The following is a 21,293-nucleotide window of genomic DNA, read 5'->3' on the forward strand; positions in this document are numbered from 1 at the left end:
GCTTATCAGCCCACTCGCTTAGCCGAGAGTGCCACATAGCGCTGCACGGAGGCACGCTGCCACTGGAACGCGGCATAATCCACCAGCAACTGCGGCACCTCATCACCGTTGAGGATCAGGCGGTTTAACATCAACGCCAAATCGGCATCGGCAATGCACCACTCGCCAAACAGGTTTGGGTTGCCATGGGCGAGCAGCGAGCTGGCGGTTTCAATCAGCTTCTGCGCGCTTTCTGCACCTTCTGCGCTGAGGGCTGGCTTTTTCACCCCGGCAAACACAACGTCCGTGGAGCGTTCGACGCGAATCGGCACCAGATCGCTTCGCAGCCACGCCTGGATCTGCCGCGCCCGGGCGCGCTTTTGCAGATCGTGAGGATAGATACGTTCCCACTCCGGCGGGGCGAACCGATCTTCCAGATACTCATCGATCGCCGACGATTCGCTCAGGGCAAATCCATCAATCTCCAGCACCGGCACGCGTCGGGTCAGATCGTAGCCCTGCCAGTGCGGTTTAAGATGCTCACCACCGTCAAGATCAACGGTCTTCAGCGTAAAGGTGAGCCCTTTTTCGGCCAGCGCAACGTATACGCTCATAACATAGGGGGAAAAGAAGTTCGCATCGGACCACAACGTGATGACGGGCTGGTTCATAACATCCTCATAGGCTGATCGGTTTTTACTCAACATATAATCTCTTTGCCTCGCTGTCACTTGATGAAAACTCACGATTTACAACAACCACCTATACTCATTTGTCATGGCACCACTCTTCGCATGGACAGGAGTTGAGAATGATCGACCTTTATTACGCCCCTACCCCAAACGGCCATAAGATCACCCTCTTTCTTGAAGAAGCCGAGCTGGATTACAGGATCATTCGCGTGGATATCAGCAAAGGCGAACAGTTCAGCCCTCTTTTTCTGGCTATCTCGCCGAACAATAAAATCCCGGCCATTATTGATAACCAGCCGGCGGACGGGGGCAGACCGTTGAGCCTGTTTGAATCCGGTGAAATTTTGCTCTATCTGGCAGAGAAAACCGGCAAGCTGCTGAGCGGCGAGCTGCGTGAGCGTCACCATACCCTGCAGTGGCTTTTCTGGCAGGCGAGCGGGCTGGGCCCCATGCTGGGTCAAAATCATCACTTTACCGCTTACGCCCCGCAACCCATTCCTTACGCGATAGAACGTTATCAGGTCGAGACGCAGCGGCTCTATGACGTTCTGAACCGTCGGCTGATGAAAACGCCGTGGCTCGGGGGCGATCATTACAGTATTGCCGATATCGCCTGCTGGCCATGGGTGAATACGCATGAAAAACACCGAATTGACCTGGCCTCTTACCCGGCGGTAAACAACTGGTTCGAGCGCATCCGGACCCGCCCGGCGACCGAGCGGGCGATGCAAAAAATCCAGCAAATTTAACCCGGTATGAGGCTGGGTGCCTGTGAGGCACTCATGTATTATGGGCAGGAAATACTGACACGGAGAAGACCTGCAATGTCACAGCCAGACGCCATTATTCGTATAAAAAATTTACGCCTGCGTACCTTTATCGGTATCAAAGAGGAAGAGATCGCCAACCGTCAGGATATTGTCATTAACGTGGTGATTCACTATCCCGCAGACAAAGCGCGCGCCAGCGAAGATATCAATGACGCGCTGAACTACCGCACAATCACCAAGAACATTATCCAGTTTGTGGAGAATAACCGCTTCTCTCTGCTGGAAAAATTAACTCAGGATGTGCTCGATATCGCACGCGAACATCACTGGGTCACTTATGCTGAAGTTGAGATCGATAAACTTCACGCCCTGCGCTACGCCGATTCCGTCTCCATGACGTTAAGCTGGCGGCGCCAGGCGTAAACCTGGAGGTTGTATGAAGATTTTGCTGACCGGCGGTACAGGCCTGATTGGTCGTCACCTCATTGCGCGTCTGCAGGCCTTGCATCACGACATTACCGTGGTCACGCGCAGCCCGGAGAAAGCGCGTCAGGTGCTGGGGGCGGGTGTCGATATCTGGAAAAATCTGGCCGATCAGCAAAATCTGGACGGCTTCGACGCCGTCATTAACCTCGCGGGTGAACCCATCGCCGATAAGCGCTGGACGGAAGAGCAAAAACAGCTGTTATGCAGCAGCCGGTGGAACATCACCGAAAAGCTGGTCGAGCTGATCCGCAACAGCCACACGCCGCCTTCAGTGCTGATTTCGGGTTCCGCCGTGGGCTACTACGGCGATCTTGGCGAGGTGGTGGTGACCGAGGAAGAGCCGCCCCATAACGAGTTTACCCACAAACTCTGCGCCCAGTGGGAGCGTATCGCCAGTGCGGCGCAAAGCGATCGAACCCGCGTCTGCCTGCTGCGAACCGGTGTTGTTCTGGCACCGAAAGGCGGCATCCTGGCGAAGATGCTTCCCCCTTTCAGGCTCGGACTCGGGGGCCCCATTGGTAATGGCCGTCAGTATATGGCCTGGATCCATATCGACGATATGGTCAACGGGATTCTCTGGCTGCTGGATAACGATCTGCGCGGGCCGTTCAATATGGTTGCGCCGTATCCGGTGCGTAATGAACAGTTTGCTCACGCGCTGGGGCATGCCCTGCACCGTCCGGCAATTTTGCGCGTGCCTGCCACGGTCATTCGTCTGCTGATGGGTGAAGCGTCTGTTCTGGTATTAGGCGGACAGAGAGCGCTGCCAAAACGACTGGAAGCGGCCGGGTTTGCGTTCCGCTGGTATGAATTAGAAGAGGCGCTGGGGGATGTGGTGCGGTGAATATGGTACAGTGACAGGCCATTTTCCGAAGATATGGCGTCACAATGGCAACCATCACCACACCCCGGCTTCACCTCACCCCTTTCGAACCCACTGACTGGGCCTTCTTCCGCTCGCTGCGTGAAGATCGCGCCATCATGCGCTATATGGCCGCCATCGCCCCGGAAAAAGAGACCCGACGCGTGTTTGCCGCGCGACTCGCTGCTGCTCATGTGTTTGTCATTCGCGCCCGGGATGATGATACGCCGCTGGGCGATATCGGCCTGCAAATCAGCGCAGAGAATCGTGAAGAGGCGGATATCGGTTATACGGTTGTGCCCGCCGCGCAGGGGAAAGGTATCGCCAGCGAGGCGCTGCGCGCGGTGTGTGATTACGCGTTCAACCAGACCGGCGTGAAGGCGATTAACGCGTACGTGCTGGCGGACAACGGCGGGTCGGTGCGGGTGCTGGAGAAAGCCGGGTTTGTGCGTATGCAGGTGCTGGAAAAGGCGTATGAGATTGACGGCGTGCGCTATGACGACTGGGTGTACCGGCTGGAGTGTAGTGCGGCCTGAATGCCGGGCGGCACTGCGTTTGCCCGGCCTGCGGTTTTGTAGGCCCGGTAAGCGAAGCGCCACCGGGCAACTGTGCTGCACTGCGGTCTGATGCCCTCTTACTTCAGGGAGCCTTTCAGGAATTGCTGCAAACGCGGACTTTGCGGGTTCGCCAGCACCTCATCCGGATGCCCCTGCTCTTCAATTTTCCCCTGATGCAGGAAAATCACGTGGTTCGAGACGTTACGGGCAAAGCCCATCTCGTGCGTCACCACCACCATCGTTTTGCCCTCTTCGGCCAGCTTCTGCATGATGCGCAGCACTTCGCCAACGAGTTCCGGGTCGAGCGCGGAGGTCGGTTCGTCGAACAGCAGCACCTCGGGCTCCATCGCCAGCGCGCGCGCGATGGAGACACGCTGCTGCTGACCGCCGGAGAGATGCACCGGGTATTTCATCTGCTGGCGTTCGTCGATGCCCACTTTCGCCAGGTATTTTACCGCGCGCTCGCGGGCTTCATGCTTGCTCAGACCCAGCACCTGAACCGGCGCTTCCATCACGTTCTCCAGCACCGTCATGTGGCTCCAGAGGTTAAAATGCTGGAACACCATCGTCAGACGCGTACGCAGCAGACGCAGCTGGTGCTTATCGGCCACCTTCAGCTGGCCGTCTTTGTCACGCACCAGGTTGATGTTCTGCCCGCTCACCACAATCGAGCCTTCGCTCGGCTTTTCCAGGAAGTTAATGCAGCGCAGGAAGGTACTTTTACCCGAGCCGGATGAGCCGATGATACTGATCACGTCGCCCGCGTTAGCCTGCAGCGACACCCCTTTCAGCACTTCATGTTCGCCGTAGCGTTTGTGCAAATCAATAACGTTTAATTTGTTCTCAGCCATCATCTTTCTCAGTGCGTCGAAGAAGGTTTTATATGCTGCAACCAGCGTTTTTCAGCCTTACGGAACAGGCTAATCAGAACATAAGAGATAATTAAATAGAGCACCGCCGCAATGCCAAATGCGGTAAACGGCTGATAGGTCGCGGAGTTAATATCGCGCGCGATTTTAAGCAGATCCGGCACCGTCGCGGTAAAGGCAAGCGCGGTCGAGTGCAGCATCAAAATCACCTCATTACTGTACGCGGGTAACGCGATACGCAAGGCCGACGGCAGAATGATGCAGCGGTACAGTTTCACCGACGAGAAGCCGTAGGCCCGCGCGGCTTCAATCTCACCGTAAGGGACAGAGCGAATTGCCCCCGCGAAAATCTCGGTGGTGTAGGCGCAGGTGTTGAGCGTCAACGCCAGCACCGTACAGTTCAGACCGCTGCGGAAGAACGCATTCAGCATCTCAGTGCCTTTTACGATCTCAAGCGTGTACATCCCCGAGTAGAACACCAGCAGCTGCACGTACAGCGGCGTACCGCGAAACACGTAGGTGAAGAGCCAGATCGGGAACTGGATAAATTTATTGTTCGACACGCGGCCAATGGCGAGAAACACCGCCAGAATACCGCCCATCACTACGGAGGAGATCAGCAGCCAGAGCGTAATCGCCACGCCGGTAAAGCGGTAGCCATCCGTCCACAGCAGCGATTTCCAGTATTCCTGAATAATCTCAATCACAGGTCAGCCCTCTTCACACCCACGGAGTAGCGACGCTCGAGCAGAAGCAGCACACCATTGGAGACGGTCGTAAAGACCAGATAAATCACGCCACACACCACCGCAAAGTAGAACGGCTCCCAGGTGCTCTTGCCCGCCAGTTGAGTCGCTTTCACGACGTCTTCCAGACCGAGCAGCGAGACCAGCGCTGTCGCTTTGAGGATAACCTGCCAGTTGTTGCCGATGCCCGGGAGCGCATAGCGCATCATGGCCGGGAACATAATCCGACGAAACGTTTGTGATGAGGTAAAACCAAATGCGGTTGCCGCCTCAATGTGACCTTTCGGCACGGCCATGTAAGCACCGCGGAAGGTTTCGGTGAAGTAGGCGCCGTAGATAAAACCGAGGGTAATAATACCGGCCACCATTGGGTCGATATCAATTTGTCCCATGCCCATCGCGTCCGTCACGCTGTTCAGCGCAATCTGCAGACCGTAAAAGATAAGCAGCATCAGCACCAGATCGGGAACGCCGCGAATAAGCGTGGTGTAGCCTTCAAAGATTAGCGCCAGCGGTTTGTTAGCCGAAAGCTTCGCCCCTGCGCCTGCCAGACCTATCAGCACCGCCAGCACCACGGAGCTGATAGCCAGCTCAAGGGTGACAAGCGCGCCCTGTAAAATAACGCCAGAAAATCCGTACAGCATACCGCGAGCCCTGTCGTATCGTGAGTGGTGGAACCGTGTCTTTTCCCCTCCCGCCGTGGGAGGGGCCGCACGTTATATGACGGGGCGATTAGCCGCCGTAAACATTAAAATCAAAGTACTTTTTCGCCAGCTTGTCGTAGGTGCCGTCTGCGCGCATTTCAGCGAACGCCTTGTTCAGCGCCTCACGCAGTTCGTTGTCTTCTTTGCGCAGGCCCATACCGGTGCCCACACCAAACAACTTCACATCCTTAATGGACGGGCCGCCAAACTTGTAATCTTTACCTACCGGCGTTTTCAGGAAGCCTTCGCTAGCCGCGACTTCATCCTGGAATGCGGCATCAATACGGCCTGCCGTCAGGTCAGCGTAGATATTTTCCTGGCCCTGATAGGAGACAATTTCAATCCCCTTCGGTGCCCAGTGCTCGTTGCCGTAGGTTTCCTGAGTGGTACCCTGCAGCACGCCCACGCGTTTACCCTTCAGCGACTCCAGCGTTGGCTGAATGTCAGACGATTTCGCCACCACCAGACGTGAATCGGCCGCGTAGAGTTTGTCGGTGAAGGCAATCTCCTGCTGGCGTTTTTCGGTGATGGAGAGGGAGGACATGATCACGTCGATTTTTTTCGCTTTGAGGGAAGGGATCAGCGCATCCAGCGGGTTCTCAACGTAGGTACACTGTGCTTTGATGCGTTTGCACAGCTCATTGGCCAGATCGATGTCAAAACCGACCAGTTCACCCTTTGAATTCTTCGATTCGAACGGCGCATAGGTTGGATCGGTACCAATGCGAATTTTCTGCGGAATAGCTGCGAATGCCGCGGTGGCGCTGGAAAAGGCCAGTACCAGTGATAATGACAACACGAGTTTTTTCATATTTGTCCTCAACAAACTGTCTTCATACGGGATTTTTACGACGACGGGGTGGTGCTAATGTGCCATTAATCCCCTCAGTCAGGCAAAGATTAATGCCTTTCAGGCGGGAATTTTTGCATTATAAATGCGTAAGTATGCACAAAGCGATCCAATACGGTGCAACACATGCACCGTATTGGGTCAAGCGCTCCCGTAACGCACCGTTACGGTGCGTTACCGCCAGGTGTTATTCACCGTATACGTTGAAGTCGAAGTATTTCTTCGCCAGTTTGTCGTAAGTACCGTCTTTACGCAGCTCCGCAAAGGCTTTGTCAAAGGCGGCTTTCAGCTCGGTATCATCCTTACGCAGGCCAATCCCGGTGCCGTCACCAAAGTACTTTTTGTCTTTCACCGACGGGCCTGCAAACGCGAATTCTTTGCCCGCAGGCTGCTTCAGGAAGCCTTCGCTCGCGGCGACTTCATCCTGGAATGCCGCATCCAGACGGCCTGCCGCCAGGTCAGAGTAAATCAGATCCTGGTTCTGATAAGCCACCACGTCTACACCCTTCTCACGCCAGTTAGCATTGGCATAGCCTTCCTGCGTCGAACCCTGAAGCACGCCGACGTGTTTGCCTTTCAGCGAGTCGATGGTGGGCTTAATCGGGGAGCCTTTAGGGGCAATCAGGCGCGAATCCGCGGCGTAGAGCTTGTCAGAGAAGGCAATCTCCTGCTGGCGTTTTTCGGTGATGGAGAGAGAAGAGATAATGGCGTCGATTTTCTTGGCTTTCAGCGACGGAATTAACGCGTCAAAGTCGCTGCCCACCCATGTGCATTTCACCGCAATACGCTTGCACATTTCATTACCCAGATCGATATCAAACCCCACGAAATCGCCTTTCGCATCCTTGGAAGAGAATGGCGCGTAGGTTGCGTCTGTACCGATACGTACCGTCTGTGGAAGCGCTGCGTAGCTACCTGCTGCCGCACTTAACCCCACGAGCAAAGACAGAGCCAGAACCGTCTTCTTCATACATTTACCCTCAAGTACCGTGATTTTATTATGTATTGTGTTGTGTGTTGTGTTGCAGGCTTCATCTTGCAGGTCTTATGCCACATTGCCGTCTGGTCAAAACTTCGACGTTAAATATGTTAATAAAACGTTGCGATATTGCCTTAATGGTGAAAGATAGCAGGTCTGCCGAACGAACCGGAGAGAGAAAAAGGGAAAAAACGAATTAAATGTCGAGGATATGATCGCCGTTGCATAATTGCCCTGAAACAGGGCAACTTGTCTTTTCATGCACCCGGTTTGTGCACAGATTCAGGCACCCTGCCAGCGGGTGAAGAGATCGTCGGGCAGGTCGATGTCAAACTGATCGAGCACCCGGTTAACCGTCTGGTTGATGACGTCGTCCAGCGTTTGCGGGCGATGGTAGAACGCGGGTACCGGCGGCATGATGACCGCGCCCAGCTCCGCAGCCTGCGTCATTAAGCGCAGATGGCCCAGGTGCAGCGGCGTTTCCCGCACGCACAGCACCAGAGGACGCCGCTCCTTCAGCACCACATCCGCCGCGCGCGTCACCAGGGTGTCCGTATAGCTATTCACAATGCCGGAGAGCGTTTTAATTGAACAGGGCAGGATAACCATACCGGCTGTTTTAAACGAGCCTGAGGAGATGCTGGCAGCGATATCACGGGCATCGTGAACGACATCCGCCAGCGCCTGAACATCGCGCAGGGAGAGATCGGTTTCCAGAGAGAGGGTCTGCCGCGCCGCCTGGCTCATCACCAGATGGGTTTCGACGTCCACCACGTTACGCAGAACCTGTAACAAACGTACGCCGTAAATCGCGCCGCTGGCGCCGCTGAGCCCAACTATGAGTCGTTTCATGATTTTCGCCCTTACTGATTTCAGGGCAGACTGTGCAGGATTTTCCGGGGAGTTGCAAGTGAGGGCATACGCCCTCACCTGCCAGAGCATCAACCTTCGTTGTGCATCTCTAAGCTTTCAAGATCGTTCTGCAGCTGGACGGCTTTGGCGTCGTCGTTGCGCAGCGAATCAAGATAGTCGAGATACTGCTGGTCAACGTCTTTGGTCACGTAAATACCGTTGAACACGGAGCATTCAAACTGCTGAATTTCTGGGTTCTCGGCACGTACCGCGTCGATGAGATCGTTCAGGTCCTGGAAAATCAGGCCATCAGCGCCGATGATCTGGCGAATTTCATCCACTTCACGGCCGTGAGCGATCAGCTCGTTGGCGGTTGGCATATCAATACCGTACACGTTCGGGAAGCGAATCTCCGGCGCGGCAGAGGCCAGGTAGACTTTCTTCGCACCCGCTTCGCGGGCCATCTCGATAATCTGCTCAGAGGTGGTGCCACGAACAATGGAGTCATCCACCAGCAGAACGTTCTTATCGCGGAATTCCGCGCGGTTGGCGTTCAGCTTGCGGCGCACAGACTTACGACGCAGATGCTGCCCCGGCATGATAAACGTGCGGCCAACGTAGCGGTTCTTCACGAAGCCCTGACGGTATGGCTTATCCAGAATGCGGGCGATCTCCAGCGCGATATCGCAGGAGGTTTCCGGGATAGGAATCACCACGTCGATGTCGAGATCGTCCCACTCGCGGGCAATCTTCTCGCCGAGCTTCGTGCCCATGTTGACGCGCGCGCTGTAGACGGAAATCTTGTCGATGAACGAATCCGGACGGGCAAAGTAAACGTATTCAAACAGGCACGGGTTGCTGACCGGGTTGTCGGCACACTGGCGGGTAAACAGCTGGCCCTTCTCGGTGATATACACCGCTTCGCCCGGCGCCACGTCGCGCAGGAATTCGAAGCCCAGGGTGTCCAGCGCCACGCTTTCAGAGGCAACCATATATTCGGTACGGCCATCGCCGAGGTCGCGCTTGCCGAGCACCAGCGGACGAATGCCGTTTGGATCGCGGAAGGCGACCATACCGTGACCGATGATCATCGCAACGCAGGCGTACGCGCCGCGGATCTGACGGTTTGTCGCGGCAATCGCGGCAAAAATGTTGTCTGCTTCCAGCGGATAGTGACGGAAGTTATCCAGCTCGCTGGCGAACACATTGAGCAGGATTTCAGAATCAGAGGTGGTGTTAATGTGGCGACGTTTCTCTTCGAACAGCTTTTTACGCAGTTCATGCGCGTTGGTCAGGTTGCCGTTATGAGCAAGGGTGATGCCATACGGTGAGTTGACGTAGAAAGGCTGTGCCTCAGAGGCGCTGGAACTGCCAGCAGTAGGATAACGAACGTGACCGATCCCCATATTACCTTGCAGACGCTGCATATGGCGGGCTTCAAACACATCGTTTACCAGGCCATTCGCCTTGCGTAAACGGAAGCAGTTGTTTGCATCAATGGTGATGATACCCGCAGCATCCTGCCCACGGTGCTGAAGCACCGTTAACGCGTCATAAATCGACTGGTTTACCGGCATGAAACCGGCGATACCGACAATACCGCACATTCGTCTTTTCCTCGTTAAGCCACATCTCAGGGTTTATGCCCTGGGCAAAAAACTCGACGAGCTTTGCAGATAGTCAAAGAACCATCTGATGATGAAGCTGAACTCCGGAATGAGCTGCGATTTCTGCCAGTCTTCACTTTTGGAGAACCCGGTGAAGGTATCCAGGAAGAACAGGATCGCGGCCACAATCAGCACGCCTCGTAATGCCCCGAAACAGATCCCGAGCACCCTGTCCGTTCCTGACAGACCGGTTTTCTCGACCAGCTGACCTATCACGTAATTCACGATAGCGCCGACAATCAGCGTTGCGATAAACAGCACCGCGATAGCGATTCCATTTCGGACCAGTTCATCTTCAAAGCCCGTGAACCAGACAGACAGGTAAGTGTAGTAATGACTGGCGACAAAGAAAGCACAACCCCAGGTCACCAGCGATAACGCTTCACGAACAAAGCCACGGATCAGGCTAACCAGACAGGAAAAACCAATCACCGCAATGATGGCGTAATCAATCCAGACCATATGTGTCCCACGATTTAACGCCCTGTCATCCAGTTCGGGGCGAATTCTAACAGAAAAAGAAAACGTTTGCGTAGGGATTTCCTTCCCGCGCGTAAATAAAAAAGGCGCTGAAAAAATGTTCAACGCCGTGGCTTATCGCCTCTCTCTTAAAGGAGCAGGTCGTACTTAGTTTGCGCTGTAGCCCATCACCACACCGCTCAGGCCGGAGATCTGCTTCAGCTCACCCAGCGACCCTTTCAGTTTGTCTTTAGACGCTTCTGGCCCCACGAGGATACGCGTAATTTTACCCTGCACCGGCGTGGAAGGTGAAGTGTAAACACGATATCCCGCACTGCGCAGTTTGCTCACGACCTCGTTGACTTTATCGGCATTTTTCAATGCACCGAGCTGCACCACATAGGCTTTACCCGTTGGGGCAGCAGCGTCCTGCTGCGTCGGTTTTGCTGGCGGAGGCGTCTCTGACGCCGCGGCGAGCTGTTCTGCCGCTTTATCACGCTGCGGTTTCGGCTGCGGCTTCTCAACCGGCTTCGGTTTTTCAACCGGTTTAGGCTGCTCGACCGGCACAGGATCGATATCGCTGTTGCTCGTGGCCGCCAGGCGAGACGGGTCGAGCGACGGTGCGGCGGCATCACCCGCGCGCACTTCTTCCGCCGCGCCTTCCGGTGGCTGAGCAGGCAGCGCCTGCGTCGCCGCGGGCAGCATATCCGGCTCATCGCGGTCACCCGGTTTCGGCACCAGCGGAATCGCGGCAAACTCATCCTGATAATGCTTTTTCTGCCCGTCGAGCAGCCCGGGAAGAATAATCACCCCGAGCGCGACCAGCACAATGGTTCCTGTTAAACGGTTCTGAAACTTACTCGCCACCGGTTCTCCCCGCGTCCATCACTTCCATGACATGTGCCACCGTGTGGAATGAACCACACACCAGCACGGTATCTTCTGGTTTAGCATCCGCCATCGCGGCATGCCAGGCCTGCGCCACGCTACTGTAGATTGCGCCTTTGCCGAGATGTTCCATCAGCTGCTCAGCCGTCGCGCCGCGCGGCCCCTCCAGAGGAGCACAATACCAGCTATCGACCACACTCTCCATGCAGGCCAGCGTCCCGCCGATATCTTTATCATGAAGCATACCTATAACCGCCAGCACGCGCCCGGTTTTTGGTAACGATTTGAGACGTCCCGCGAGATACGCCGCCGCGTGGGGGTTGTGCGCCACATCCAGGATCAGGCGCGGTGACTCGCTCACAATCTGGAAACGTCCGGGCAGAATCGCGTTTTGTATGCCCTCGCGGATCGCCTGTTCGCTGACCACGAGGCCGCTGGCGCGCAGTGCCGCCAGCGCGGTGGCTGCGTTCGGCTGCGGCACCTGGGGCAGCGGCAGGTTATCGAGCGCGCCCTGCGCATCGCTAAAGCGCCAGCCGTTGTCCTGAACCTCATACTGCCAGTCAACACCGCGGCGCAGCAGCTGCGCGCCCTTCTCGTTCGCCACGTCAGCAATGGTATGCGGCATATCCGGCTCGCCGACCACCGCGGGCTTATTTGCCCGGAAAATACCGGCCTTCTCACGGCCGATACTTTCACGATCGGGCCCCAGCCAGTCGACATGATCCAGCGCGATGGAAGTCACCACCGCCACGTCCGCATCCACGATATTGGTCGCATCAAGACGTCCGCCGAGACCGACCTCAAGGATCACCACATCCAGTTGCGCCTGTTTAAACAGCCACAGGGCCGACAGGGTACCGTATTCAAAATAGGTTAATGAGATCTCTCCGCGCGCGGCTTCAATTTCAGCAAACGACGCCGTATGCGCGGATTCCGGCAGCTCGCGGTTCTGTACGCGAACCCGCTCGGTGTAGCGTACCAGGTGTGGAGAGCTGTAAACGCCAACCCTGTAACCCGCCGCCATCAGGACGGATTCCAGCGTACGGCAGGTCGTGCCTTTACCGTTGGTTCCCGCGACGGTGAACACAAAAGGCGCCGGTTTGAGCACGTCAAGACGCGCCGCAACCTGGCTTACGCGTTCAAGCCCCATATCGATGGTTTTACTGTGCAGGTTTTCCAGATAAGAAAGCCACGCGGCCAGGGGCGACGTGGCTTGGGGAATGCTTTTATTTTCCATAATGCCCGGTTGTCATTAACAGATTAGAAAGCAAAAGGGCAGCGCCAACCGGCCCTGCCCTTTTCAGTTATCAGGCCTCGGGTTCCTGATCCGGTACCACCACGCCTTCGCGCGGTTCATCCGGGTTCGGCGCTGGCAGATTCATCAGCTTCGCCAGGATGCTCGCCAGCTTCAGGCGCATTTCCGGACGGCGGACGATCATGTCGATGGCGCCTTTCTCGATGAGGAACTCACTGCGCTGGAAGCCCGGCGGCAGTTTTTCACGAACGGTCTGCTCGATAACGCGAGGACCCGCAAAGCCGATCAGCGCTTTTGGCTCAGCGATGTTCAGATCGCCCAGCATCGCGAAGCTCGCGGAGACGCCGCCCATGGTTGGGTCGGTCAGCACGGAGATATACGGCAGACCGCGCTCCTGCATCTTCGCCAGCGCTGCAGAGGTTTTTGCCATCTGCATCAGTGACATCAGCGCTTCCTGCATGCGCGCACCACCGGAGGCAGAGAAGCAGATCAGCGGACAGTTGTCTTCCAGCGCCTGCTCAACGGCACGCACGAAGCGCGCACCGACCACGGAGCCCATTGAGCCGCCCATAAAGGAGAACTCAAACGCAGCGGCAACAGCCGGCATCCCGTGCAGGGTGCCTTTCATGACGACCAGCGCGTCTTTCTCGCCGGTCTCTTTCTGTGCAGAGGCCAGACGATCTTTATATTTTTTGGAATCGCGGAACTTCAGCACGTCTTTTGGCTCAAGCTCGCTGCCCAGTTCTACCAGAGAACCTTCGTCCAGCAGGCTATGCAGGCGGTTGCGCGCCGACATACGCATATGGTGGTCACACTTCGGACACACCTCAAGGTTGCGCTCCAGCTCTGCGCGATACAGAACCTGGCCGCAGCTATCACACTTCGTCCATACCCCTTCAGGAATGCTCGCTTTACGCGTTGGGGTAATGTTGCTTTTAATTCGTTCAATCCAGCTCATTGATAACCTTTCTGCCTGAACCTGGTCGTATGCCAGTTTTGCTATAAGAGGCGAATAATGCCATTTTTGCCTCCAACAGACCATGAATGTTGCACATTAAAACATAACAGCCCGAAACTTTGGATAAAAAAGTGGTCGAACCGCCAGTGTGCATTTACTTCGCTTGCTTTGCCGCCGCACGTTTGTGACGAATGATTTCGATAACGCCAGGCAGTACGGAAAGCACAATAATCGCTACAATCAGTAACTTAAGATTTTCCTGAACCACCGGGAGATCGCCAAACAGGTAGCCTGCATAGGTAAACAGCAGTACCCACAACAGCGCCCCCACGACGTTATACATGGCAAAATGACGATAGGACATATGCCCCATTCCCGCCACAAACGGTGCAAATGTGCGCACAATAGGCACAAAGCGCGCAAGGATAATGGTTTTTCCGCCATGGCGTTCATAAAACGCATGGGTTTTGTCTAAATAGCTGCGACGGAAAATTTTTGAATCCGGATTACTGAACAGCCGCTCACCGAATACGCGTCCAATCGTGTAGTTGACCGCATCACCGACGATGGCGGCAATCACCATCAGCACCACCATAAGATGCACGTTCAGATCGTTGGTGGGCAGCGCCGATAACGCCCCGGCAACGAACAGCAGAGAATCCCCCGGCAGGAACGGGGTTACAACCAGCCCGGTTTCACAGAACAGAATGAGGAACAGAATAGCGTAAACCCAGACGCCATACTGCGCGACCAGCTCCGCCAGGTGAACATCAATATGCAGGATGAAATCAATTAAAAAACGAATTACGTCCATATTGTCTAAGCCCTAATTGCACCTTTGTTTAGTCCGCTAAAAACAGCGGACCCATTGGCGGTTTCGGCAGGTCAAACCGATCCGGATAGTCTACCGAGACCAGATACAACCCTTCCGCTTTCGCCGTGGCTGCCGCAAGCGTTCTGTCCTTCGCTGCCAGCAGGTCTGCAACCCAGCTCTCCGGCTGGTGTCCGGCACCCACTTCCATCAGGCTGCCCACAATATTCCGCACCATATGATGTACAAAGGCATTGGCTTTGATATCCACCACCACATACGCGCCAAAACGGCTGACGTTGATGTGCATGACGTTACGCCATGGCGTGCGGGACTGACACTGCACCGCACGAAACGAGGTAAAGTCATTCTCCCCAATCAGACACTGCGCCGCGCGATGCATACGTTCCGCATCGAGCGGTTCATAAAAATGCGTCACGCCCTGGCTTAACACCGCCGGACGCAGACGCTGATTGTAGATGACGTAGCGGTAACGGCGCGCCGTGGCGCTGAAACGCGCGTGAAAATCATCCGGCACAGCTTTCACCCAGCGCACCGCAATGTCACCAGGCAAATTCGCATTTACCCCCAGCGTCCAGGCGGCATCCTTACGCACGGCGGTGGTTTCAAAGTGCACCACCTGCCCCGTGCCGTGAACGCCCGCATCCGTACGGCCTGCGCACAGGACGTTAATCGGCTCGTTTGCCACCTGAGAGAGCGCTTTCTCCAGCTTCTCCTGGACGCTGCGCACCTCATTCTGACGCTGCCAGCCATAATATTTACTGCCATCGTACTCAATACCGAGGGCAATTTTATGAACCGGCTTTTGTTCCACGTCTGACATCAGTACAGGTACTCCTGCACCAGTTTTTCAGCGATCTTGACCGCCATCAGCGCGCCGCCGAAACGAACGTTGTCGGCAACGGACCAGAACTGGACCTGCTCCGGCATACCGTAGTCGTTACGCACGCAGCCAACGGAAAGATGCGCGCTGCCGGTGGCATCGCCCACCTGGGTCGGGAACTCGCTCTCTTCAGAGAGGACGATGTCTTCCCCGCGGCCAAACGCATCGCGCGCCTCTTCTGCCGCCAGCGGACGCAGCGCTTCAAAGCCGACCATCTGCGCGTGGCCGTAGAAGACCGGGGACTGCACGACGCTTGCGGAGATCATCAGGCCATCGTCCTGCAGAATTTTACGCACTTCATCGACGATACGACGCTCTTCGCGCACGGAACCCTCGCGGTCCGGCAGCAGCGGCAGCATGTTGAACGCCAGCTGGCGGCCAAAGAAATCATCTTCGTCAATCGGAATGCCGTTCAGCAGCTTCGCGCTCTGCCCGGCCAGCGCGTCAACGGCCTTTTTGCCGTTTGCGGACGCGGACAGCAGACTGGTGACAGTAATGCGCGACAGGCCGCCGTCGTCGATCAGCGGTTTCAGGGCGGTCAGCAGCTGGCTGGTCAGGCTGTTCGGTACCGCAATGACGTTACGGTTGCGGTAATCAGCCAGCACAAACGGGTTCACGTCCGGCACCACCAGCGGCACATCCGGCTCCATGGAGAACAGGCCGCTCAGGTCGATGACCAGGCAGCCTGCGTTGGTCGCCTCTTCAACGTACGCCGCAGTGGCTTCAGCGCCTGCGGCGAAAAACGCCAGCTGCGCCTGCGTCCAGTCGAACGCCGCCGCATCCTGAACCATGACGGATTTACTGTTAAAACGCAGATGCTCACCCGCGCTATCGGTACGCGCCAGCGCATAGATATCGCCCACCGGGAACTGACGCTCAGCAAGCGTTTCGAGCAGGGCTTCGCCCACGGCACCCGTGGCACCTAAAATGGCAATGTTCCAGCCTTCAGACATGGTGGTTTACTCCAGAAATAAAAAAGCGTCCCTGTCGGAGTATCCGACAGGGAGCATTAAGAAGACATTAATGCGCCGGATGATGAACGGCGTTAAACCCCAGCTTATGCAGCAGCGTCGCCGCCGAGGCGTCGTCGCACATCACATACAGGGAAGACCACTCGCGGCGCTCAACGTAGTGCTTGCGCAGCTTATCAAACTCACCCGGGATCCCCGCCACTTTACGCAGCAGCGCATCATCGCGGCGCACATCATACACTAAATGCACCAGCCTTTTCAGCGTTGCCTGATCGAGCGGGCCGTGAAGGGTAATGCGGCCAAATTCAGGCGCGGGAAGTAAGGTATCCAGCGCCACCTGCTGCGGGTGACCGATAAAGGCGCTGTAGGCCTCGAAGACCTGCGTCGTGCCGCGGGCTTTCCCTTCGAGGGTATAACCGGCGATATGTGCGGTGCCAACGTCCACCTTGTTAAGCAGCTCAACGTTGAGGTCCGGCTCCGGCTCCCAGACGTCCAGCACCACGCTGAGGTCTTGTCCTTCGTTCAGACACGTCAGCAGCGCGGCGTTATCGACTACCGGACCACGACAGGCATTTATCAGAATAGTGCCAGCCTTCAGACGGCGAATGAGCGCCTCATCGGCAAGATGCAGCGACTTATACGGTCCCTCTTTAAACAGAGGCGTGTGGAACGTCAGCACGTCACACTGTTCAACCAGCTCGTCCAGCGAGCGGAAATCCCCGTCATCGCCGTTGTCTTTGCGCGGCGGATCGCACAGCAGCGTACGGATCCCTAACGCTTCCAGGCGCTTTTGCAGGCGCCCGCCGACGTTACCCACGCCGACAATCCCCACGGTGCGGTCTTTCAGCGCAAACCCGTCGCGCTCGGCCAGCATCAGCAGCGAGGAGAAAACGTATTCCACGACGGCAATCGCGTTACAGCCCGGCGCGGCGGAGAAACCGATTCCGGCCTGCTTCAGCCATTTATCATCCACATGATCGGTCCCTGCCGTTGCGGTCCCAACGAACTTAATCGCCTTACCGGCGAGCAACGCCTCATTTACTTTGGTCACCGAGCGCACCATCAGGGCGTCGGCGTCGTCCAGTTCGTTGACCGGGATCGGGCGACCAGGAACAGCCTTAACGTTACCCAGGCGGCTAAACAGCTCACGGGCGTAAGGCATATTTTCATCAACGAGGATTTTCACGTCTGAGTACCTGTTTGAGAGGAAGAAAACCTGCCAAGTGTGCCATAATCTGGCCGCCAGGCATATACGTCTGCCAGGTTTACGCTGAGTTTTGACTTTAAGGATTTTTGACGATGCAGCCCATTTCAGGTACGCCGCCACGCCCTCCGGGTGAAGGCCCTGTCACGCCAAACGTTGCCGGTGAACAACCGCTATCCACGCAACAGCGCACCGTGCTGGAACGACTGATCACGCGCCTGATTGCGCTGACTTCGCAGCAAAACGCGGAAGTCTGGGCCGGGGTGAAGCATGATTTAGGCGTGAGGAACGACGCACCGCTGCAGTCGCGTCATTTCCCCGCTGCCGAGCAAAATCTGAACCAGCGTATTACGACCGCGCAGCAAAACCACACCATGCGCCAGATTGTTTCTCAACTGACGGAGCTGCTGGGCCAGGGAAATAACCGCCAGGCGGTGAGTGATTTTATTCGCCAGCAGTATGGTCAGACCGCGCTGGGCCAGCTGACGCCCGATCAGCTCAAAACCGTACTGACACTGCTGCAGAACAATGAGCTGTCGATTCCGCAGCCGCAGGTACGCCCGGCGACCGAGCGTCCGCTGCTGCCCGCCGAGCACAATACGCTCAAGCAGATGGTGACCAAGCTAGCCGCGGCCACCGGCGAGCCGACGAAGCTCATCTGGCAATCCATGCTGGAGCTGTCCGGCGTGAAGGCGGGCGAGCTGATCCCGGCCAAACAGTTTACCCATCTGGTGACCTGGCTCCAGGCACGCCAGACGCTCAGCACCCAGAGCGCCCCGACTCTGCATACTGTCCAGGCCGCGCTGAAACAGCCGCTTGAGCCGCACGAGTTCGAGGTGATTCGGGATTATGCCCAGCAAAACTGGCAGGCCACGCCGCAGACGGTACTGACTACCGCGCAGGTGCAGGACCTGCTCAACCAGATCTTCGTTCGCCGCGCCGAACGTGAAGGCGGCGTGCCGGAGGTGAGAAATGTTCAGCCGATTTACAGCCCGCTATTTGCGCCGGTCGTGGAGACCTTCAGAACCCTCTCTGCGCGTCCGGGATTGATGTTTATTGCACTGCTGATTGCGCTGGCGATTTTCTGGCTGGTTGCCTGATATTTTGCCCGATGGCGCTGCGCTTACCGGGCCTACAACGGCTCGAACCGTCGGCCGGGTAAGGCGCAGCCGCCACCCGGCAACAAAGACTCACGTTCTGCGAAACGCCACCAGCGTCACCACGATCCCCACCACCGCGGAAACCGCACCGGCCAGGAAGACGGACGGATAGCCAAACGAGGTCGCTAACAGCCCGGCCAGCGGCCCGGTAACGCCGTATGAGATATCCTGAAACGCCGCATAGCCGCCGAGCGCCGTCCCGCGCACCTGCGGGGCCACGCGCTTCACCACTTCAACGCCCAGCGCCGGGAAGATCAGAGAACAGCCGCAGCCGGTCAGCGCCGCACCCAGCAGCGCCACGGATGCCACGGGTGCATTCCACAACAGCAGAAGACCGATGGTTTCAATGACCAGCGACGCCACCGCCACCTTCACGCCGCCGAAGCGATCCGGCATCCAGCCGAAAAGCACGCGCATCAGCACAAACGCGCCGCCAAACGCGGTAAGCGTAAAACCGGCCATCGCCCAGCCGCGGCTCATAAAATAGAGCGAGACGAATGTCCCTATTACCGCAAAACCCACACCCTGCAGCGCCAGGCCCAGGCCCGGCTGCCAGATTTGGCCGACCACACTCCACAGGGAAGGACGCTCGCCTTTGTGCGCAGGTACCTTACGCACCGAGCCGTTAAACGCCCATGCCACCAGCGGCAGCGCCATGGTGGTGGCAGCCAGCGCCGCAAAACCAAACTGGCTGTTGATCAGCAGGCCAAGCGGTGCACCGGCGGCCAGCGCGCCGTAGATGGCCATGCCGTTCCAGGACATCACCTTGCCGGAACGTGCTGGCCCCACCAGTCCCATTCCCCAGGTCAGGGTGCCGGTCAGCAGCTGGCTTTCACCAAAGCCCAGGATTAAACGGCCCAGCACCAGCAGCGCAAATTTATACGCCGCGTCGACCGGCAGAAGTGCCGCCAGCAGCCAGGCGCCGCCCGCCAGCCCGCAGGCAAACATCCCCTGCAGCGCCGAGCGTTTTGCACCGTGCTGATCCGCCAGTCGTCCGGCGTATCCGCGGGTTAATACCGTGGCTAAAAACTGAATGCCCACGGCAATGCCGACCATGGTGTTGCCATAGCCCAGCTCCTGATGAACGAACAGCGGGATCACCGGCAGCGGCAGGCCAACGGTCATATAGGTCAGGAATACCGCAAAGGCGATACGGAACAGCGAGACGTTCGCTGAAGGGGTTGTTTCTGTTTGAGTTACTGCAGTCATGCTTTACTCCGAAATGAAGAGTAAGGCGGGGAAATGCCACGCCCCCTCTACCTGATTATCAGGATTAAGGTGCGTTGGTTGACGTTAAACGCTTACGCATTATCGTGAGGATAATGTTGAGTGGTGCAGTTTGCCTGTGAGATCAGCTGCTTGTCAATGCATAAAAAAAGGGAGCCTTATGGCTCCCCTTCTGAATCAAACATAAAACTTATGCTTTCAGCTTACGCATGACCAGCGTGGCGTTGGTGCCGCCGAAACCGAAGCTGTTAGACATGACGGTAGTCAGCGTCGCTTCCGTTGGTTTGGTCACGATGTTCAGGCCAGCAGCCTGCTCGTCCATCTCTTCGATATTGATGCTTGGGGCGATAAAGCCGTTTTCCAGCATCAGCAGAGAGTAGATCGCTTCCTGAACGCCAGCCGCACCCAGAGAGTGACCGGTCATGGCTTTGGTCGCAGAGATCGCCGGGCTGTTGTCGCCGAAGACTTCGCGGATCGCACCCAGCTCTTTCACGTCGCCTACCGGCGTAGAGGTACCGTGAGAGTTCAGGTAGTCGATTGGGGTGTCAACGCCGTGCATCGCCATCTTCATGCAGCGCACCGCGCCTTCACCGGATGGCGCAACCATGTCGGCGCCGTCAGACGTTGCACCGTAGCCCACGATCTCAGCATAGATGTGCGCACCACGTGCCAGGGCGTGTTCCAGCTCTTCAACCACAACCATACCGCCGCCGCCCGCGATGACGAAACCGTCACGGTGCGCATCGTAGGTACGGGAAGCTTTGTCCGGAGTCTCATTGTACTTGGTGGACAGTGCGCCCATCGCGTCGAATTCGCAGGCCATTTCCCAGCCCAGCTCTTCGCCGCCGCCAGCAAATACGATGTCCTGTTTACCCAGCTGGATCTGCTCAACAGCATTACCGATGCAGTGCGCGGAAGTCGCACACGCAGAGCTGATGGAGTAGTTCACACCGTGGATTTTGAACGGGGTCGCCAGGCATGCGGAAACCGCAGAACCCATGGCTTTAGTCACCACGTACGGACCTACCGCTTTCAGACCACGCGGGCTACGCATTGCGTCAGCACCAAATACCTGCGCTTTAGATGAGCCGCCGGAACCAGCGATCAGACCCACGCGCGGGTTGTTCTGATAAACCTCTTCGCTCAGGCCAGAATCTTTGATCGCTTCCTGCATGGAGAGATAAGCATAAATAGAGGCATCGTTCATGAAACGAACCACTTTGCGGTCAATCAAACCGGTGGTGTCCAGTTTGACGTTACCCCATACGTGGCTACGCATACCTGAATCTTTAAACTCTTCAGAGAAAGTGATCCCGGAGCGTCCTTCACGCAGAGATGCCAGGACTTCCTGCTGGTTATTACCGATGCTGGAAACAATGCCCAGGCCAGTAATCACTGCACGTTTCATTCAATACCTCTGTAAGTCGCACTATAGTAAGTTTC

23 protein-coding genes are annotated in these 21,293 nt (G+C 56.7%); 5 read left to right on the forward strand and 18 right to left on the reverse strand.

Annotated elements, in window-relative coordinates; translation table 11 throughout:
* Positions 1 to 5 precede the first annotated feature (5 nt).
* The gene (gene yfcF / locus ACMGGU_RS14425) at positions 6 to 650 is read right to left on the reverse strand and encodes a glutathione transferase (RefSeq protein ID WP_406915629.1); all 645 of its coding nucleotides are present in this window, start codon (positions 648 to 650) and stop codon (positions 6 to 8) included.
* A gap of 140 nt (positions 651 to 790) precedes the next feature.
* Here yfcF and yfcG point away from each other — a divergent pair, with 140 nt between their 5' ends.
* The 4 genes from yfcG (at position 791) to ACMGGU_RS14445 (ending at position 3,325) form a co-directional block, all read left to right on the forward strand.
* Positions 791 to 1,420, forward strand: a complete 630-nt coding sequence (yfcG, locus tag ACMGGU_RS14430; protein WP_048029675.1) for a GSH-dependent disulfide bond oxidoreductase — start codon at positions 791 to 793, stop codon at positions 1,418 to 1,420.
* A 75-nt stretch (positions 1,421 to 1,495) separates the two neighbouring features.
* Positions 1,496 to 1,864 (forward strand): dihydroneopterin triphosphate 2'-epimerase, encoded by a 369-nt coding sequence (gene folX / locus ACMGGU_RS14435; RefSeq protein WP_023616057.1) that lies wholly within the window; start codon positions 1,496 to 1,498, stop codon positions 1,862 to 1,864.
* A 13-nt stretch (positions 1,865 to 1,877) separates the two neighbouring features.
* Complete coding sequence (locus ACMGGU_RS14440; protein ID WP_045908733.1) at positions 1,878 to 2,771, forward strand: TIGR01777 family oxidoreductase; 894 nt, start codon at positions 1,878 to 1,880, stop codon at positions 2,769 to 2,771.
* 44 nt (positions 2,772 to 2,815) lie between these two features.
* Positions 2,816 to 3,325 (forward strand): GNAT family N-acetyltransferase, encoded by a 510-nt coding sequence (locus ACMGGU_RS14445; protein WP_048224257.1) that lies wholly within the window; start codon positions 2,816 to 2,818, stop codon positions 3,323 to 3,325.
* A gap of 98 nt (positions 3,326 to 3,423) precedes the next feature.
* Here the strand turns inward: ACMGGU_RS14445 and hisP are convergent, their stop codons facing one another.
* The 15 genes from hisP to pdxB all read right to left on the reverse strand — a co-directional run bounded on the left by hisP (position 3,424) and on the right by pdxB (position 17,445).
* Positions 3,424 to 4,197, reverse strand: coding sequence for a histidine ABC transporter ATP-binding protein HisP (gene hisP, locus ACMGGU_RS14450; RefSeq protein ID WP_045908735.1), 774 nt, complete (start codon positions 4,195 to 4,197; stop codon positions 3,424 to 3,426).
* An 8-nt stretch (positions 4,198 to 4,205) separates the two neighbouring features.
* Entirely contained in the window at positions 4,206 to 4,922 is a 717-nt protein-coding gene (locus tag ACMGGU_RS14455) for an ABC transporter permease (protein WP_008502590.1), read from the reverse strand.
* Positions 4,919 to 5,605: a histidine ABC transporter permease HisQ gene (locus ACMGGU_RS14460; RefSeq protein ID WP_014832782.1), complete on the reverse strand. Its 687-nt coding sequence runs from the start codon at positions 5,603 to 5,605 to the stop codon at positions 4,919 to 4,921. Before ACMGGU_RS14460 ends, ACMGGU_RS14455 begins: the two co-directional genes overlap by 4 nt.
* Positions 5,606 to 5,693: 88 nt before the next feature.
* A complete protein-coding gene (gene hisJ, locus ACMGGU_RS14465) occupies positions 5,694 to 6,476 on the reverse strand; it encodes a histidine ABC transporter substrate-binding protein HisJ (RefSeq protein ID WP_008502592.1) in 783 nt (260 codons plus the stop codon).
* Positions 6,477 to 6,702: 226 nt separating this feature from the next.
* On the reverse strand, positions 6,703 to 7,485 hold the full coding sequence (gene argT / locus ACMGGU_RS14470; RefSeq protein ID WP_023616063.1) for a lysine/arginine/ornithine ABC transporter substrate-binding protein ArgT: 783 nt from the start codon (positions 7,483 to 7,485) through the stop codon (positions 6,703 to 6,705).
* A gap of 291 nt (positions 7,486 to 7,776) precedes the next feature.
* Positions 7,777 to 8,346 carry a UbiX family flavin prenyltransferase gene (locus tag ACMGGU_RS14475; RefSeq protein ID WP_045908736.1) on the reverse strand — a complete coding sequence of 190 codons (570 nt, stop codon included), beginning with the start codon at positions 8,344 to 8,346 and terminating at the stop codon, positions 7,777 to 7,779.
* An 89-nt stretch (positions 8,347 to 8,435) separates the two neighbouring features.
* Positions 8,436 to 9,953, reverse strand: coding sequence for an amidophosphoribosyltransferase (gene purF / locus ACMGGU_RS14480; RefSeq protein WP_021241570.1), 1,518 nt, complete (start codon positions 9,951 to 9,953; stop codon positions 8,436 to 8,438).
* A gap of 33 nt (positions 9,954 to 9,986) precedes the next feature.
* Positions 9,987 to 10,475, reverse strand: coding sequence for a colicin V production protein (cvpA, locus tag ACMGGU_RS14485; RefSeq protein ID WP_000262116.1), 489 nt, complete (start codon positions 10,473 to 10,475; stop codon positions 9,987 to 9,989).
* Positions 10,476 to 10,640: 165 nt separating this feature from the next.
* Positions 10,641 to 11,339 (reverse strand): cell division protein DedD, encoded by a 699-nt coding sequence (gene dedD, locus ACMGGU_RS14490; RefSeq protein ID WP_045908737.1) that lies wholly within the window; start codon positions 11,337 to 11,339, stop codon positions 10,641 to 10,643.
* Positions 11,329 to 12,597, reverse strand: coding sequence for a bifunctional tetrahydrofolate synthase/dihydrofolate synthase (gene folC, locus ACMGGU_RS14495; RefSeq protein WP_196365139.1), 1,269 nt, complete (start codon positions 12,595 to 12,597; stop codon positions 11,329 to 11,331). Before folC ends, dedD begins: the two co-directional genes overlap by 11 nt.
* A 70-nt stretch (positions 12,598 to 12,667) precedes the next feature.
* Positions 12,668 to 13,573: an acetyl-CoA carboxylase, carboxyltransferase subunit beta gene (gene accD, locus ACMGGU_RS14500; protein WP_023312564.1), complete on the reverse strand. Its 906-nt coding sequence runs from the start codon at positions 13,571 to 13,573 to the stop codon at positions 12,668 to 12,670.
* 154 nt (positions 13,574 to 13,727) lie between these two features.
* Positions 13,728 to 14,387 carry a DedA family protein gene (locus ACMGGU_RS14505; RefSeq protein WP_008502599.1) on the reverse strand — a complete coding sequence of 220 codons (660 nt, stop codon included), beginning with the start codon at positions 14,385 to 14,387 and terminating at the stop codon, positions 13,728 to 13,730.
* 28 nt (positions 14,388 to 14,415) lie between these two features.
* Positions 14,416 to 15,228: a tRNA pseudouridine(38-40) synthase TruA gene (gene truA, locus ACMGGU_RS14510; protein WP_420300677.1), complete on the reverse strand. Its 813-nt coding sequence runs from the start codon at positions 15,226 to 15,228 to the stop codon at positions 14,416 to 14,418.
* Positions 15,228 to 16,241, reverse strand: a complete 1,014-nt coding sequence (locus ACMGGU_RS14515) for an aspartate-semialdehyde dehydrogenase (protein ID WP_032646629.1) — start codon at positions 16,239 to 16,241, stop codon at positions 15,228 to 15,230. The genes truA and ACMGGU_RS14515 overlap by 1 nt, the downstream gene beginning before the upstream one ends.
* 67 nt (positions 16,242 to 16,308) lie before the next feature.
* Entirely contained in the window at positions 16,309 to 17,445 is a 1,137-nt protein-coding gene (gene pdxB / locus ACMGGU_RS14520) for a 4-phosphoerythronate dehydrogenase PdxB (RefSeq protein ID WP_252076882.1), read from the reverse strand.
* Positions 17,446 to 17,558: 113 nt separating this feature from the next.
* Here pdxB and flk point away from each other — a divergent pair, with 113 nt between their 5' ends.
* A complete protein-coding gene (gene flk / locus ACMGGU_RS14525; protein ID WP_420300678.1) occupies positions 17,559 to 18,563 on the forward strand; it encodes a flagella biosynthesis regulator Flk in 1,005 nt (334 codons plus the stop codon).
* Between the two features lie 90 nt (positions 18,564 to 18,653).
* Here flk and ACMGGU_RS14530 read toward each other — a convergent pair whose 3' ends face one another.
* Together ACMGGU_RS14530 and fabB are read right to left on the reverse strand one after the other, a co-directional pair.
* Positions 18,654 to 19,832 carry an MFS transporter gene (locus ACMGGU_RS14530; protein ID WP_039023974.1) on the reverse strand — a complete coding sequence of 393 codons (1,179 nt, stop codon included), beginning with the start codon at positions 19,830 to 19,832 and terminating at the stop codon, positions 18,654 to 18,656.
* Positions 19,833 to 20,040: 208 nt separating this feature from the next.
* Complete coding sequence (gene fabB, locus ACMGGU_RS14535) at positions 20,041 to 21,258, reverse strand: beta-ketoacyl-ACP synthase I (protein ID WP_014832795.1); 1,218 nt, start codon at positions 21,256 to 21,258, stop codon at positions 20,041 to 20,043.
* Positions 21,259 to 21,293: the final 35 nt, after the last annotated feature.

The sequence above is a fragment of the Enterobacter sp. BNK-8 genome (assembly GCF_048685095.1).
In the GTDB taxonomy this organism is placed as follows: domain Bacteria; phylum Pseudomonadota; class Gammaproteobacteria; order Enterobacterales; family Enterobacteriaceae; genus Enterobacter; species Enterobacter quasiroggenkampii.